Source organism: Bacillus sp. E214 (assembly GCF_008087365.1).
In the GTDB taxonomy this organism is placed as follows: Bacteria; Bacillota; Bacilli; order Bacillales; family Pradoshiaceae; genus Pradoshia.
On record NZ_VENN01000002.1, the window covers coordinates 391,254 to 407,765 of the forward strand.

The 16,512-nt window shown below is 38.4% G+C and carries 15 protein-coding genes and 1 riboswitch; of the genes, 8 read left to right on the forward strand and 7 right to left on the reverse strand.

Annotated features, from left to right (window positions below; translation table 11 throughout):
- The 3 genes from FHY47_RS19255 (at position 1) to FHY47_RS11125 (ending at position 3,116) form a co-directional block, all read left to right on the forward strand.
- The gene (locus FHY47_RS19255; protein WP_257469103.1) at positions 1-126 is read left to right on the forward strand and encodes a hypothetical protein; all 126 of its coding nucleotides are present in this window, start codon (positions 1-3) and stop codon (positions 124-126) included.
- A gap of 105 nt (positions 127-231) precedes the next feature.
- A complete protein-coding gene (locus FHY47_RS11120; RefSeq protein WP_148630627.1) occupies positions 232-1,668 on the forward strand; it encodes a S41 family peptidase in 1,437 nt (478 codons plus the stop codon).
- Between the two features lie 248 nt (positions 1,669-1,916).
- Positions 1,917-3,116, forward strand: a complete 1,200-nt coding sequence (locus FHY47_RS11125) for a PDZ domain-containing protein (RefSeq protein ID WP_187393482.1) — start codon at positions 1,917-1,919, stop codon at positions 3,114-3,116.
- A 90-nt stretch (positions 3,117-3,206) separates the two neighbouring features.
- Here FHY47_RS11125 and FHY47_RS11130 read toward each other — a convergent pair whose 3' ends face one another.
- Complete coding sequence (locus FHY47_RS11130) at positions 3,207-3,818, reverse strand: PH domain-containing protein (protein ID WP_148630632.1); 612 nt, start codon at positions 3,816-3,818, stop codon at positions 3,207-3,209.
- A gap of 195 nt (positions 3,819-4,013) precedes the next feature.
- On the opposite strand from FHY47_RS11130, the gene FHY47_RS11135 reads away from it, so the two are divergent.
- Together FHY47_RS11135 and FHY47_RS11140 are read left to right on the forward strand one after the other, a co-directional pair.
- A complete protein-coding gene (locus FHY47_RS11135) occupies positions 4,014-5,168 on the forward strand; it encodes an FtsW/RodA/SpoVE family cell cycle protein (protein WP_139892192.1) in 1,155 nt (384 codons plus the stop codon).
- 637 nt (positions 5,169-5,805) lie between these two features.
- Positions 5,806-5,890, forward strand: a riboswitch (cyclic di-GMP riboswitch).
- A gap of 36 nt (positions 5,891-5,926) precedes the next feature.
- Positions 5,927-6,052, forward strand: a complete 126-nt coding sequence (locus FHY47_RS11140) for an anti-repressor SinI family protein (RefSeq protein ID WP_148630634.1) — start codon at positions 5,927-5,929, stop codon at positions 6,050-6,052.
- Positions 6,053-6,179: 127 nt separating this feature from the next.
- Here the strand turns inward: FHY47_RS11140 and FHY47_RS11145 are convergent, their stop codons facing one another.
- From FHY47_RS11145 to FHY47_RS11170, 6 genes are all read right to left on the reverse strand, one after another.
- Entirely contained in the window at positions 6,180-6,500 is a 321-nt protein-coding gene (locus tag FHY47_RS11145) for a helix-turn-helix domain-containing protein (RefSeq protein ID WP_139892193.1), read from the reverse strand.
- Between the two features lie 161 nt (positions 6,501-6,661).
- Positions 6,662-7,591 carry a cation diffusion facilitator family transporter gene (locus FHY47_RS11150; protein WP_148630636.1) on the reverse strand — a complete coding sequence of 310 codons (930 nt, stop codon included), beginning with the start codon at positions 7,589-7,591 and terminating at the stop codon, positions 6,662-6,664.
- Positions 7,592-8,356: 765 nt separating this feature from the next.
- Positions 8,357-10,297 (reverse strand): glycoside hydrolase family 15 protein, encoded by a 1,941-nt coding sequence (locus tag FHY47_RS11155; RefSeq protein ID WP_139892194.1) that lies wholly within the window; start codon positions 10,295-10,297, stop codon positions 8,357-8,359.
- Between the two features lie 36 nt (positions 10,298-10,333).
- Positions 10,334-11,158: a carbohydrate ABC transporter permease gene (locus FHY47_RS11160; RefSeq protein WP_140461786.1), complete on the reverse strand. Its 825-nt coding sequence runs from the start codon at positions 11,156-11,158 to the stop codon at positions 10,334-10,336.
- Complete coding sequence (locus tag FHY47_RS11165) at positions 11,159-12,454, reverse strand: carbohydrate ABC transporter permease (RefSeq protein WP_140461785.1); 1,296 nt, start codon at positions 12,452-12,454, stop codon at positions 11,159-11,161.
- A 100-nt stretch (positions 12,455-12,554) separates the two neighbouring features.
- On the reverse strand, positions 12,555-13,841 hold the full coding sequence (locus tag FHY47_RS11170; RefSeq protein ID WP_139892197.1) for an ABC transporter substrate-binding protein: 1,287 nt from the start codon (positions 13,839-13,841) through the stop codon (positions 12,555-12,557).
- 267 nt (positions 13,842-14,108) lie between these two features.
- On the opposite strand from FHY47_RS11170, the gene FHY47_RS11175 reads away from it, so the two are divergent.
- The 3 genes from FHY47_RS11175 to uvrB are packed head-to-tail and all read left to right on the forward strand — an operon-like array spanning position 14,109 to position 16,508.
- Positions 14,109-14,336: a CsbA family protein gene (locus tag FHY47_RS11175; RefSeq protein ID WP_066106119.1), complete on the forward strand. Its 228-nt coding sequence runs from the start codon at positions 14,109-14,111 to the stop codon at positions 14,334-14,336.
- A 55-nt stretch (positions 14,337-14,391) separates the two neighbouring features.
- Entirely contained in the window at positions 14,392-14,535 is a 144-nt protein-coding gene (locus tag FHY47_RS18970) for a hypothetical protein (RefSeq protein WP_187393483.1), read from the forward strand.
- A complete protein-coding gene (gene uvrB / locus FHY47_RS11180) occupies positions 14,532-16,508 on the forward strand; it encodes an excinuclease ABC subunit UvrB (protein ID WP_140461784.1) in 1,977 nt (658 codons plus the stop codon). Before FHY47_RS18970 ends, uvrB begins: the two co-directional genes overlap by 4 nt.
- Positions 16,509-16,512 lie beyond the last annotated feature (4 nt).

Sequence of the window (16,512 nt, forward strand, 5' to 3'; positions counted from 1 at the left end):
ATGAAGCGAATAGCTGGGTTTGTCATCACGTTATGTATACTGACTTGCGCTTTTGGAAGTGCTGCAGTATTTGCTAAAGATCCAGGACCGATTGCTCCGGGTGCCAGTCAAAAATTAGATAAATAATCATACTATGTACAAGCCTTTCATACTGTATATAGTAGGACTAAGCATTGCACATTTATACGTGCAGTGCTTTTTTAATTGATAGAACTATGAAAGGAGCGATCTATGAAAAATAAATGGTACTGGTTATTTTCTGTAGCCATCTTTCTATTAGTTGTTACAATCGCTGGCTTGTGGTGGAAGTATGTGACATTGGAGAATACGCTTGAATCGAAGAATCAAAAAGAGAATCAGGCTGATTCCTGGCCCCAGTTTGATAAAGTACGACAGGCATATGATATTATTACGTCTAATTACGTAGAGCGTATAGATGGAGGGCAGCTGACTGAGGGAGCTATTAAAGGGATGCTTGGGGAGCTCAAAGATCCATATTCGGTATATATGGATGAAGAGACTTCGTCACAGTTTCAACAAACATTGGATTCCAGGTTTCAGGGAATTGGAGCTGAGATAAGTTTTATGGACGGGAAGTTTATCATTGTGTCACCATTTAAAAATTCCCCGGCCGAACGATCCGGTATAAAACCTGGTGATGAAATTATCCGTATTGATAGTAAGGATGTTAAGGGATTGGAACTATATGATGTTGTTTCCCTGATACGTGGGAAGATTGGAACTAAAGTGACGATAGACATTAAAAGAAACGGCAATGATCAGCCAATCACGTTTTTAGTGGAGCGTGATGAGATTCCGATTGAAACAATCCACACGGCTATAAAGAAAGTAAGGGATAAAAAAATTGGTTATATCCAAATCACCTCATTCAGTGAAGAAACTGCAGAGGATTTTCTGGAAGATCTAAAAGGTCTGGAAGAGGATAAGGTGGATGGACTTTTGATTGATGTAAGGGGAAATCCTGGAGGACTGTTAACAAGTGTTCAGGAAATCCTGGAGGTATTTGTAACGAATGAACATCCTTATATTCAAATTCAAGAGCGAAATGGCAAAAAGAATAAATTTTTCTCTACTTTAAAAAGTGAGAAGGAGTACCCGATTGCTGTGCTTATTAATAAGGGAAGCGCATCAGCTTCAGAAATATTTGCCGGTGCCATGCAGGAAGCGGAAGGTTATCCATTGATTGGCGAGAAAACATTTGGAAAAGGGACTGTTCAGCAGCCTGTTTCAATGGGGGATGGTAGTACCATTAAGTTAACCTTCTATAAATGGCTGACACCAAATGGTACGTGGATTCATAAAAAGGGTATTGCTCCGACGATGTCCGTTCATCAGGATAGCTACTATACCTTACAGCCCCTTGTTGTTACGGGAGACCTGCGGAAGGATATGAATAATAAACAGGTGAAGACACTGCAGCAGATGTTAGAGGGATTGGGATATGCACCAGGGCGTACAGATGGTTATTTTAGCAGTAAGACAGAGAAGGCTGTCCTAGCCTTTCAGCGGATGCATAAATTGCCGGTTACAGGGAGTGTTGATCAGGATGTCGCAGCTAAGCTCCAGCAGGCCGTAGTGGATAAGATTAAGGATGAAAAAAATGACCGTCAGCTGCAAACTGGTTTAAGTTGGTTGGCCCAGCAATAGCATTCGGGTCATGGTATGAGAATATAAAGTGCCTTGTTTTCTTAAAGGTGAATATCAAAAAAGTGAAGGCTATGAGCCTTCATTTTTTTGTATGCTGATTCATCCATTATTATTGTAATTCGTTACCGATCCTTTGTTTCTTCTGCAGGGTGGACATCTTAGAAGTTCTTGGTGAGTTTTGTAGTATAGTGACTATCTGAAAAGAATTGATAGGAAAGGAGGGGGGGATTTGATAGAATATTAAGTAAGTGTATGCGAGGTTGGTGATTAATTTGTGGGAAACGTGGATAATTGAAATTGCAAAAGGAATAGGCGAATTGTTTTTACACCCGCTTTTCTATGTGGGATTTATACTTACATATATACTTGGCTCCATGAGGGTCAAACAGGAAAGAAAACTGTTTCATGTCCGTGTAGAGGATTCTATGATTGAAATGAAAGAATATATTGTTCCTAGTTTAGTATGGGGACTCATTCTATCGGTCATCACTGGGCTACTCGGCTTAGCTGTACCATTTGATTTCATTGTAATCGTAGGAATCTTCATGTTACTGATTAGTGTAAGCATGCAAATCAGATTTCTTTCCCCGGCCTATACAGTTGGATTGGCCTTTCTTGTTATCTATATTTTATATGTAACAGGGTTTGAGGGCATCCTGAATAACAGCTATTTTCTATTTGAGCAGGCGATTTATCCTTCAATAGCTGTTTTAATAGGTTTATTGATTATTACAGAGGGAGTATTAATTCGGAAAAGAGGAGCTATTCAAGTTTCTCCTTCAGTTGAAAAAGGAAAGCGCGGTCTCTATATTGGAACGCAAACAACAAAAAGAGTTTGGCTGGTGCCGGTCTTATTATTTATTCCTAATGGAATGTTGAATGTTAGCGGAGATTTTTGGCCTGTCTTTTCATTTGGAGGAACGGATTGGAGTCCTATTCTGGTGCCATTTTTTATTGGGTTCTCCCTTAAAGTGAAAAGTAATTTGATGGGCAATGTGGCTGGAAGGCTTGGAAACCATGTAGCTATCCTAGGCATCATTGTATTAGCTCTGGCTGTAGCTGGAAAGTGGTATCCGATTGTCAGTTTAGCAGCTGCCATTGTTGCAATCCTTGGCAGGGAAGTCATACAGTTTGTGTATAAAAATAATGAAAATCAATCGAATGCTTTCTTCACTTCAGGAAAAAAAGGCTTGATGATCCTAGGTGTACTTCCGGAATCGCCGGCAGAGCGAATGGGTTTAAAAGCAGGGGAGCGTTTGACCCGTGTGAATGGACAACAGGTTTACAACTCTGAGCAACTTTATGAAGCCTTACAAATCAATCGTGCTCATTGTAAGCTGGAAGTCTATGATACGAATGAGCAAATCAGGCTTGTCCAAAATGCCTTATATGAGGGAGACCATCACGAATTAGGTATTTTGACAGTTGATAGTGAACTGAAGAGGTAGAAGCTTTAGTAATAGTATGAATGAAATAAAACAGTGGTCACAGGCTTACATCTGTGACCACTGTTTTGTTTAGTTTTCGGATCATACTATTCAAATATTCCTGGACTTATTCAAAATAATATTCCCTACTCTAATCAACTGGCCCTGATCAAATATTTCATCAAAATCCAATCTACGCTTACCATATTGGATTTTTAATCCTCTTTCTAATAGTCCATCCTTGAACCAGTTGACGTTTCTAACGGTCTGATACCTGAATCTTTGTATTACACTGAACCTCTTATTAACAAAAATTATTCTTTTATTGGTAGGAATTAAGTATCCGAAAATTTCCTTCTTACTGTTTTTATCATATTCACAGTAAATGAAGGCCAAAGCCTTCTCATTAGGTTCAAAAACACGTTGAATAAGGGTTCTAAAGAATACTTTATTCCTTTTAATTTCGTTATATTCATAAGGGGAGTAATTTTGGCCGTTATGTTCCATTAAATTAGCGATGATGGCTTCTATTTCTCTTCTTTCCTGTTCTTCCCGTTCCCTTTTTAACCGCTCTTTTTCCTGTTGCTTTAGAAGGCGAGCGTGTTCCTTTTCAGCTCTCTTTTGTTCGATGCTGGCTTTAACATCGGCGTATTTTTCTTTTTTTGTAAACAATTTAATAAGCATATCTTCTACTTTATAAAGTATCGTTTGATAAATGTTCATTTTAGCCCTCTTAACTATTCTTTTTTGCGCTATCAATACTCTTGCTATTCAATGGTGAAGGGGAGTATCAGTTTTCAGCCATAATTACATTTATGTAATCTAAATTCTTTTTGTAATAGTAGTATTGGTTTTTGTAATATTTGTAATACATATCGAGTAAATGTTATAATATGGAAAAACAGTAGGGGTCATTTAATGAATTTAAACAAGGTTCGTAAGAGTTATTTTGATCTGGACTTATTGTTGATTATCTTTGTTTTTATGGGCATCAGCTGTTTCTATATTTATAGTGCACAGAAGTATTTACCTTATGGAAATCCATTTGCAATAAAGCAGGCCATTTATTTTTGTATAGGACTAATCCTGACATCGGTTGTTTATTATTTTGATTTGAGCCAGATTAAGAGAATGTCTATCTATCTATATCTTTTCGGATTCGGTGTATTAGCTTTCCTTCTAGTCGCTCCTGAAAGTATTGCGGAGGAAACGAAGGGGGCAAAATCCTGGTTTCAACTACCTGGTTTTTCTGTGCAGCCTTCAGAGTTTATGAAGGTATTTCTCATTCTTTTTTTGGCAAAAATCATAGTCTCCCATAATGATAAATTTATGAGAAATAAATCTCTTAAATCTGATTTCATCTTATTGCTGAAATTAGGATTGGCTGCAATTCCGCCTCTTGGATTGATTCTCTTGCAGCCCGATGCAGGTACGGCTATGGTAATCGCAGCTATTTTAATAGGCATGATTTTTGTGTCCGGAGTGAATTGGAGAATCATTTTCACCTTGATTTTAACAGGGATTTCTGCCGTGGGTACGCTGGCTTACATCTATCTTTATCATACAAAACTATTACTAAGCTTTTTAGGAGAATATCAAATAAATCGGATACACGCCTGGGTTGATCCATTTAATTTTAGTGAAGGCTATCAGCTTAAAAATTCCATACTTGCCATTGGATCAGGAATGGATTCAGGCAGAGGCTTTAACAATGGTGTTATGTATGTTCCGGAAGCTCACTCGGATTTTATTTTTACCGTAATTGGAGAAGAGGGAGGATTTATCGTTGCCAGTATGGTCATTGCTCTTTACTTCATTATGATTTATAAAATAATTGCAATTGCCACATTAAATAAGGGACAGTATGAACGGTATATCTGCATAGGCATCGTTTCCATGCTCTCCTTCCATATCTTTGAGAATATAGGAATGGTCATGGGACTTGTTCCGATTACTGGCATCCCTTTACCATTGCTGAGCTATGGAGGGAGCTCAGTATTGGGAACTCTTCTCGCTTTAAGTATTGTGTTAAATATATCTGCAAAGACAAAGACCTATATGTTTTCTAAATAATAATTGTCTATCCTCTCTGTTGTGAGAGGATTTTTTTGTAATCAGACATCTGGATGCGCCATATAGATTGATACAAAAGAGATTTATTTAAAGGAATAAATAGTATAAGAGTTCGTTCTGGAATTATTTGACTGTTAAATAAATAGGTAGTAAAATGTTCTTAAAAAAGAACGTTTCTATACTTAATAAAGGATATTAAGGATTTAGACCATTAGTCCTTATTCAGGACTTAATCACCATCATTATATGCTATTTTTTTGATATTGTTGTTCTTTAAAACGAACATTTAAGGAGGATATTATATATCGTAAAAATTGTTATATCTGCCATCGAGCTTCTTATAGCAGTTGTGAAATGGGTGAATGGCTATGTCCTTCCTGTAGGAATGATTTAACCAAACAACAGGTGTTAAGGGGCGTAGAGTATTCGCAAAATAAACAAATCTATTATGAAAAATATCAGATGGAAAAGGACAAATTTCATTTGTTTTCGACATAAGTCTGGTTTAGAAATGGCATATATCATCCTTTTTACCTATATTTGTAGAAAAATGAAGGAAAATATACCCAAAAAATGTTTGAAAATTACAAACAGTGGCAATAAAATAGTTAGTAAGCAATTATACTAATGAAGAGCTGACAGTAAAGGGCAAACTTATTGAAAAATAAGGACGCAAAGTCACAGATCTAAGGTTTAATTACTATGATGGCTGGACTACCTGAAATACAGGAGAGTATTTTAGGGAGGAGATATAATTGATGTGTACCGTTAAAGCTGAATTGGATCAAGAGTGGGTAAATCTTATATTGATCGCCCGACAAATAGGATTTACCAAAGAAGAGATTAGGAGCTTTATAGAGAGAGAAGGAAACGCACAGGAATGAGGGTGAATATATGAAATGCCTCGGTTTCAGTTGAAGTTCGGGGTATTTATTTTGCTTTCTTAAACAAGAAAAAACACTTACAGCTATATAAGTGTTTTTTGGAATTCTAGTATTAAGGCCATTCTATTCAATCTTTCTTAATACGCCATTTATTAAATTCAATAAACTCTCTGAACTGATCTTTGGATACTCCCGAATTCATTGCTTCTTTTATTAACTCTGCCCAGTCCTCATCAAGATTGGTCATGTCTGGTTCATCGTGTAAGAGAGCATCTAGCGGGATATTTAGTACAGCTGCTATCTTTTCAAGAAATTGAACGGAGGGATTCACCTGTATATTTCTTTCGAGTGAACTTAAATAGGACTTTGCTACTCCCGCCTTCTCCGCTAGCTCCGTCATAGACATCTTTTTCTCTTTTCTAATTCTTTTAACACGATCACCGATCATTTTAAATTCCCTTTCTGGATAAAAAATTACAATTATGTAAACGTGGTCATGAACTGATAAAATTATTATAATAGTTAGAACCTTCACATTCAATTGCTTTTAGAATTTGACTTGAAAACGTAGCGAAATTGTAATCTTAATAGGTTAATGGCCATTCAGTATTAGTTACATGGTTCATGTTGATTGCTCTCTGCTATAGTGTATCCTTCGATTTGAAACGTACAATGTTCAATCTGATGATTGTTCTTTAACCAATTCTGTAATTGAATAAGAATTTCATCACGGTCCACTTTTTTCTCAACGACAACATGGCAGCTAAGTGCAGGGAAACCGGATGTGATCGTCCAGATATGTAAATCATGCACATCCAGAACACCCTCTATACTCATTAGACTTTTTCTTACCTGCTCGATTTGGATGCCTGTCGGAGTACCCTCCATTAAAATATGATAAGAGTCCTTTAATACACGCCATCCGCTAACTAAGACAAGAGTTGCTACAATCATGCTGGCAATCGGATCTGCCAAATTCCAGCCGAACAGAATGATTAAGATTCCGGCAATAATTGTGCCGACTGATCCAAGTAAATCCCCTAATACATGAAGGAAGGCTCCTCGCATATTCAGATTTTCCTCTATATCACCTCTCATCAAGATCCAGGCAACCGCTAAATTGACAATCAATCCAATTAGAGCAATCCAAAGCATATTGGAGCTAACCTCTGGCGGCACTCTAAAACGTTCAATTGCCTCCCAATAGATAAAAAAGGAAATAATGATTAAAGTCATGCCGTTTATAAATGCGGCTAATATTTCGGAGCGTTTATAGCCATAGGTTTTGGAGTAATCAGCAGCCTTTTCTGAAAATTTAAAGGCAAATAAGCTTAATCCCAAAGCAGCTGCGTCACTAAGCATATGGCCAGCATCGGAAAGAAGAGCAAGACTGTTGGTCCAAATCCCGCCAATCACTTCTATAATCATGAAGGCAAATATTAAACCAAAGCTAATCGCAAGGGCTTTTTTATTTGCATTATGATGATGGCCTCCGCTTTCGTGACTATGATGATGACCATGGTGATGATGCCCACTCATTGTAAACTCCTCCAATCTCAGGATTTATAGGTATGTTTATAAACCTGTTTTCTGTTGACTATTTAATCGTATTATATATGTTATGCCCCCTCATTATTGAATATCTATCATGAAATAAATACCTGATTTAGTTTCAGCAAATGGTTCAATTTTATTTTCGGTTTATTTGAAGTATTTTTTAGACGAACGAAATTATTTAAATATTGTTATTTTATAATACTACCTAAGTATAAATCATAATGATTGCTTTGTTCTTAGTTTTTTTTCCTTGATGGCAGATTTAGAGGGGTCTCAGCTAATCCCGGGAATCTATAATCATCCAAATGAATAAAGGGGTTATGAATGTTTCGGAAGGTATGCAGTTGATTATAGTTCTTTTCATATGTGTTCTGAAAAGTTCGGAAGCTGCCTCTGAAATAGCCGGAACGTGTAATTGACAGTATTAAGAAATCAATAATCAGATATATATTAACTCAAACAAATATCGAGAATAACCATAGATTAAGTGATGATACTCAGGGTATTGCTGAAAAGGTTGCTTGTCTATAGTATATCCATCCAGTCAGAGATGATGGCTTAAGTTGTTTCAGAAGATCAGAAAGTATATCCATATAAAATGAAAGGATCTTCTGGCCAATATAGACCTGAAGATCCTTTTTGCATAGTTTATCCACAGGGGGAAATTTACTTTGCTTATTAAATGTTATGAATAAACTGTGATTACCGTGTATAAGTGTGTGGACAACTTGGCTTATCCACAGGCGGTTAAAGTTCTATTCCATTCTCTTTCATTTCTAAAACAGTCAAAATGAACATAGCGTGTGACCAAGTAAGCGGTAATACCCAGGCAGGTCTGCCTGTAATTTTGTCAATTTGCTCTGCTAAAAGATCCAAATCAGTGGCATGATCGACGACCCATTTAAATAATTTCTTTGCTTCAAGCTGTTTATTAATGCGAATATAATAAATCGCGAGCCAGAGCGTCGATATGATCCAAGGGTCACCACTAATATAGATATCCCCCGGGAAGCGTTCGATACCACCAATAATCTTGGAGCGGCACAGTCGGTCAATGGTGGCAGCTGTTTGTTTCATTTTTGGATCATTGGCATCAATCATATTGAAGGGTACCTGAAGGCCAAGTAAACAGATATCGATGACATCATCCCTGACCTGACGATAGATTGGATATCCCTTGGCATCATATTCCTTTGAGACATCCTTGCCCTGAGCTTTCTTATTTAAGTAGGCCGGTTCATCGAGTCTTAAATGAAAAGCTCGGAAAAACGCTTCATTCGTCTCATTGTAGCCAATCTGCATGATAGTCTTTTTAATAGCTGCTGCAGTATTCCTATAAAGAATAGCTTTTTCGGGATGACCTAATTTCTCGGCCCATTCAGAAGATCCTAACAGCCCTCCATATACTGCGGCGGCTGAATAAAAGTGTTCAGCTTCTCTTTTTTCCCATATATCCATGCTAGGAAGAGGAAGATGGGTGATGGGATCGATAAACTTAGTAAGGAAGTCCGCCCCTTTTTCCATGACTGGCCACATTTCAACTACAAAGTCCTCATCACCGGTAATTTCATAAAATTGATGGAGTCCCCACAGAATGGAGCCTGTTTCATCAATTTGCAAGCCCCAGGCAGGAGCTAAATGTCCGTCTAAATAGTGGCGCTGATCCCATTTTCCTTCCTCATCCTGAAGAGTTCTGGCAAATCGGTAAAACTCTTTAACCTGTCTGTGATAGCCTGCACGAGCATATGCAGTGGCGGTGTAGGCTGCATCACGACCCCAGCAATAGGAATATCCACCTGAAAAGGCATATTCCTCATCTACCTCAGGGGCAGCAATGAAACCGCCATTTTTATTATTCATTAAATGAAACATAAGTAAAGAACGCTCATAAATTTTCTTTGTTCGTTCATCTTTAATTTCAACTGGCTTCGCTTGATCCAAATATTCATACCAATAGTGCAAGGTCTCCTTGAAATGTTCGTCAAAGGGAATCTCTTTTACATCCTTTAAGATGTCAATCGCTCCTTGAGAGCCGTTGCCTGCTGCAATATAAAGCGTAATGGATTTTTCCTCGTTGGGATCGAGAGAAAGCGGATCATATTCAATTCCACATGATGATTTATTGGCAATTCTTTTACCCCTAAGAATACCGTCATTTAGCTCCTTAAATGTAGCTCCACATTGAAATTTCTTAACGTTATGAGTGGAGCCAACTGCAAATCCATATTCTCTGTGGTAATGGGTAAAGCTATCTGTATCTTCCTCGAACATAACAGTTTGATAGCGTCTTTTTTCATCAATCATAAAATCGCTGTAAACTACGAAGCTTATATTTTGTGGACGATCTGATAGATTTTTAAAGGTAAAGTGCCGAACATAGACATCTTTTTTGGGTAACACAAAATCGAGCTGTCTGATAGACAAGCCAGAACCGCCGAGTGTGGATATGGTTTCTAAAATGTTCGTGCGGTTCATATAGGCTTGTTTATGATTCCAAACATTCTCATGAAGGAAGAAGGTCTTTACCGAGCCTTCAATGCCGCGAATACCTGTATAAAATAGATTTAGATGCTGGGGAAAATCGATATTTGGCCATGTGATCCTTTGCGCCTGCCCATCTTTTGTTAAAGATACCAGCATGCTTGAATTACCAATGATTGCTTCTGTAATATACGGTTTTTTTTCCAACAAAATCCCCCTCAACGTTGAAACAGTACATTCGTTTTATCCCTTCACTGATCCTGATGTCAAACCGGATACTATTTTTCTTTGGAAAATCAACACCAATATAACAATTGGAATGGTGACGATGACAGTTGCTGCCGTTATATCACCCCAAGGAATGGTGTAATCACTTTGGTAAAGGGATATACCTACTGGTACAGTTCGTGCTGCTTCTTTTGAATTAATAGTTAAAGCAAATAAATATTCATTCCAAGCTGCGATAAATACAAGGATGGCTGTCGTAAATACGCCGGGTGCAGCCAATGGGAAAATGATTCTTCTAAAGGTTTGAAATGGTGTAGCACCATCCATCTTCGCTGATTCCTCAAGATCCTTTGGTATTTTCTGAAAGAACGTGGATAATAGCCAAATAGCCAAAGGTAAGCTGAATGTAATATAGGGAATCACCAACCCTGTATACGTATTACGTAAATTGAAGTCGGTTACAAAGTTATAGATTGGTGAAATAATAGCGATATGCGGAAACATAGATGATGCTAGTATTACAGCAAATATAATACCCTTTCCTTTAATCGGTAAACGTGTTAACGCATAAGCTGCAAATGATGCAAACGTGATGGCGATTACGGTCGTAACGGTAGAAACGATTAAACTATTTTTCATGTAACCGAGCAGGGGCCTTGAAGTTAAAGCAGATTTATATGAATCTAGAGATGGATTCTTGGACCACCATTTATACGAGGCAAAAATTTCACCCGGTTCTTTTAAGGATGTAAGAAAGACCCAGAGAAATGGGAACATGATAACAAAGATAAAAAGAGCAATCGACACATAGAAAAGTATGGTTTTTACAGGCTTCTTCATTTAATTTTCCCCCTTTCCGTTTATGCGGTCTCCAAATAGGTCAGAACCTATGAATTTAATGTAAATCAGACTGATAATCGCCACTGAAACAAACACAATCATCGAGAGGACGGAGCCTTCGCCGAAATTTTGTTGAGCGAATAAGGTTTTATATGCATATATGGTAATCACTTCTGTTGAATTTGCAGGTCCGCCGCCTGTTAAGACGAAAATAAGGTCAAATACTCTGAACGCATCAAGTGTACGGAAGAGCAGGGCAACAAGAATGCTGGATTTTAATAAAGGTAGTGTTATTCTGCGGAATTGGTACCACTTGCTTGCTCCATCGACTGAAGCAGCTTCATAAACATCCTTGGGGATGGTCTGCAAGCCCGCTAACAATAACAAAGCCATATAGGGTGTTGTTTTCCATATATCCGTTAGAATAACAGACGCCATCGCTCCGGCACCTGTGCTTAATAAATCCCCGGCGTTTGAAATAATATGAAGCTCTTCGAACAAGTGGGCGATAATACCTGATTGCCCATCATAGAGGAACATCCACATCATCGCTGATACAGCGGTAGGGATCGCCCAGGGAATTAATACAACTGCTCTGACCGCACCTCTGCCAAAGAACGCTCGATTAATTAATAAGGCAATGGCTAATCCAATCACCAATTCAAAAAAGACTGTAATAACTGTGAAAATCATCGTATTGGATAACGATTTCCACATGCGTGCATCAGATAGGTATTTACTGTAGTTACCTAACCCAACAAAGTTTTCCTTCAAAATAGAATCAGAGACAGAAGCAGATAAAGCAGCTGTATCCTTTGCAAGTTCTGACTGCTCTCCCTCGATCGCTTTCAATTCACCACTGATGGATTTTAAATCAGCTTTATAGGCTTCTGCTGTATCCTCATTAATGGAGGCATATTTTTCATCTTTCTCCTTAATAGGTTCAAAGTTGGCAACCTTTTTCTCTACATATTCATATTGCTTTTCGATATCGGATTCATTTAAAAGTTTTTGATGATTTTTTTCAATGAGTTCTGCCCATTGGCTGGATTTATCGCTATTCAATTCTTCTAGATTTTTTTGTAGATAATAATAATCAGTGGCATACCGTTCAAGGTCAACTTGAGAAGATAGCATTCGTACGGATTTCTCTGGAGTATTCAATCGATAATCAAACATACTGTTCCAAAAAGACATGGCAATTGGATAGAGAACAACAATTCCAATTAGTATAAGAGAAGGGATAATCATGGCATATCCTAATTGTCGTTCGGATAGCGAAAATTTCTTTTTCATATCATTACTCCTTTCAGGATGGACTTCAAAAGCTAAAAAATAGGAGACAAGCTTTTGTGCCCATCTCCCTCCCATTGCCGTTCCTATTAGGCTAAGTTATCTATTCCTTCAATGCAGCCTTCATTTTCGATTCCATATTTTCAATGGCTTCATCAACTGTAATATCCTTTGTTAATGCTTTAGAAATTTCGATTTGCAAAATATCCGATATTTCCTGGTAATTTGGAGTAACCGGCCTAGGTACAGCGTTTTCTAGTGTTTCAACAAAAGACTTTTCTTTGAAAACAGGAGCCGCATCCTGTACTTCCTTATCCTCATATAAAGCTTTTATGGTTGGAGCACGTCCGCCTTCGGTCGCAGAGATTTTTTGTCCTTCTTCCCCAGTCATGAATTTCACAAATTCCCATGATTCTTTTGGATGATCAGTATAGCGGTTAATCATGGCCATATAGCCTCCGAGTGTCGAAGCTGAGCCTGAATCACCAGCAGGCAAGGAGGTAAAGGCAAAGTTGCCAGCTACCTTTGAGGTACTTTTATCAGCAGCTGTTTTTTCCATATAGGGCCAGTTGCGTGCGAATACAGTTTGGCCTTCTTTAAAGGCAGATTCAGTTTCCGTTTCGGTAAAAGTTAAAATGTTATTTGGCATGAAATCTGCGTTTGCAATTTCAACCATTTTACTAAGTCCTTTTTTGGCTTCTGGACTGTTAATGACGACTTCATTGTTTTCATCGATGATTTTGCCGCCGTAGGAGGCAATGAATTCCATGGCGTTCACAACAATACCTTCATATTGCTTTGCTTGGAAGACAAAGCCTGAGCTTGTGCCTTCTTTCCCGTTTCCTTCTTTAGCCATTTCTATCAACTCATCCCATGTTTTTGGGGGTTCGCTAACCAAATCTGTTCGATAATAAAGAATACCGGCATCTGAGTATTTTGGCAGAGCCCATTGCTTGCCTTCAAATTTCCCGGCTTCAACTGGACCGGGGAAGTAGTCTTCGAGATTTATTTTATCCTGATCGATGAAGCGGTCTAATTCCATCGCATAGTTAGCTTGGGCGAACTCTGCCGGCCAAACAACATCTGCATCAAATACATCAATTTCAGCACTTTTACTACTGAATGCGGTTACATATTGATCGTGCTGTTGAGTAGAACTATTCGGCATTTCCTGATAGTTTACCTTAATATTCGGATGTTTTTTCTCGAATGCTTCTATCAGTTTTTCTGTACTGCCTGTCGTATCGACTCCTCTGGCATATGTAATTTCAACTGTTTCTTCTTTTGAATCGTTCTCATCATTAGAGGTTTCTTCGGCATCCGAACATGCTGTTAAGGCAATCCCTAAGAAAGCAGCAGAAGAGATGGATAACCATTTTTTAAGTTTCATATTTTCCCTCCTATATTAATGAATACTTGCTTCTTTATAAATTCCTTTAGATTTGGTTAACGAAACCTAATTTTGGATAAAATTTCATACATGATCCTAAAGGCCTATGGACACATTTGAAGTCAGAGGGGTGCCAAATGGAGGGCCAGTCAGCGATTAACTTAGTATCCTGCTGGATTAATCACATGAAATGTAATATATTTGTAGCTGAATAGAATTGCTGGAAAATAGCTGCGTGATTCCAGAGGGAAGCAGGTGAGACCTCAGATGAAGATTTTAATAGCTCTTTTAGCTCCAGGTTTATTAGTTGTGCTCTTTTCAAGAGTGACATATAGCTGCATAGTCGGTTTGTGTTTAACGGTTGCCCTAATCGCCGCATCAGCGTATAAAGGCTATACATCATCCTGGCCTCTGATTATAATTGACGCATTTTCATTAACGGCCGGGTATTGGTATTCTCAGCGCATGATCAAAAGAACACCTAAAAGTGCATAAACAACAGACTGAGTCTTCCATATTATTGAGGAAGACTCTTTTATTTTTTTGCAGGATGGGCATAAATGATATTATTAAAGTTAAAAAAGGGAATGTTTGTTCGCTTTTTATTGGTTTGTTTATAGATGATTGTGGTAAAATATTGTTATCAAATAAAACGAGACTTGAGATGAAAATGATGAAAGGGGCTTTTGTGTGAGTAAACAATTTGAATTGGTTTCCAAGTATACTCCTCAAGGAGACCAGCCAACTGCAATTAAAGAGCTAGTGAATGGAATTAATAATGGCGTTAAGCATCAAACGCTGCTTGGCGCTACTGGAACCGGAAAAACATTCACGATTTCAAACGTGATAAAAGAGACTAATAAGCCCACCCTTATCATTGCTCATAATAAGACGCTTGCTGGACAGCTGTACAGTGAATTTAAAGAGTTCTTTCCGAATAATGCAGTCGAGTATTTTGTCAGTTACTATGACTACTATCAGCCTGAAGCGTATGTACCTCAGACTGATACCTTTATAGAAAAGGACGCCAGTATTAATGATGAGATAGATAAACTGCGCCACTCTGCAACATCTGCATTATTTGAGCGGAAGGATGTCATTATTATTGCCAGTGTGTCCTGTATTTATGGCTTGGGTTCTCCAGAAGAATACGGGGAAATGGTTTTATCCATACGAGTTGGCATGGAAATGGAGCGGAATCAGCTATTACGTAAATTGGTCGACATTCAATATGAACGAAATGATATTAACTTTCAACGCGGAGCATTTCGAGTAAGAGGAGATGTAGTAGAGATTTTTCCAGTCTCAAAGGATGAACACTGTGTACGTGTTGAATTTTTCGGCGATGAAGTGGAACGGATCAGAGAGGTGGATGCGCTGACTGGAGAAATTATCGGCGAAAGAGATCATGTAGCTATCTTCCCTGCATCCCACTTCGTTACAAGAGAAGAAAAGATGAGGATTGCTATTCAAAATATTGAGACGGAATTGGAAGAGCAGCTCACCTTTTTAAGAGGTGAAGGAAAGCTTCTCGAAGCACAGCGGTTGGAGCAAAGAACCCGTTACGATCTTGAAATGATGAGAGAAATGGGCTTTTGTTCAGGAATCGAGAACTATTCCCGACATCTGACCTTAAGGCCGCCGGGCTCTACCCCCTATACCCTTATCGATTATTTCCCTAAAGACTTTTTAATGGTTATAGATGAATCCCATGTTACAGTCCCGCAGGTTCGCGGAATGTATAATGGAGACCGCGCCCGGAAAGAGGTACTTGTCAATCATGGTTTCCGTTTGCCGTCCGCAATGGATAATAGGCCTTTGCAATTTCAGGAGTTTGAAGAACATGTCAACCAGATTGTTTATGTATCTGCTACACCGGGGCCTTATGAACAGGAGCATTCACCGGAAATGGTTGAACAGATTATCCGTCCAACAGGACTGCTGGATCCAACTATTGATGTTCGCCCGATTGAAGGTCAAATTGATGACTTGTTAGGGGAAATTAACGAGAGAATCACAAGGGATGAGCGTGTCCTAATCACTACATTGACTAAGAAAATGTCTGAGGATTTAACGGATTATTTAAAAGAGCTTGGCATCAAGGTTCAATATTTACACTCTGAGATTAAAACACTCGAACGAATCGAAATCATCAGAGATCTGCGTCTTGGAAAATATGATGTGTTGATTGGAATAAATCTACTGCGTGAAGGGATTGATATTCCGGAGGTCTCACTCGTAGCTATTCTTGATGCGGATAAAGAAGGATTCCTGCGTTCAGAACGGTCTCTTATTCAAACGGTCGGCCGTGCTGCCCGTAATTCAAACGGTCATGTTATTATGTATGCAGATAAAATAACGAATTCCATGGAAATAGCGATTTCAGAGACTAAAAGGCGCCGTGCGATTCAGGAAGAGTATAACAGGAAACATGGCATCGTTCCCAAGACGATTCAGAAGGATATTCGCGATGTCATTCGGGCCACTCATATAACGGAAGATGAAGAAGAAAAAGCTGCAAATAAATACGAGAAACTTTCCAAGAAAGAGCGTCAAAAAGTAATTGCAAATATGGAAAAAGAAATGAAGGAAGCAGCCAAAGCGCTTGATTTTGAACGTGCTGCCGAACTTAGAGATTTAATTTTAGAGTTAAAAGTGGAAGGATGAACAT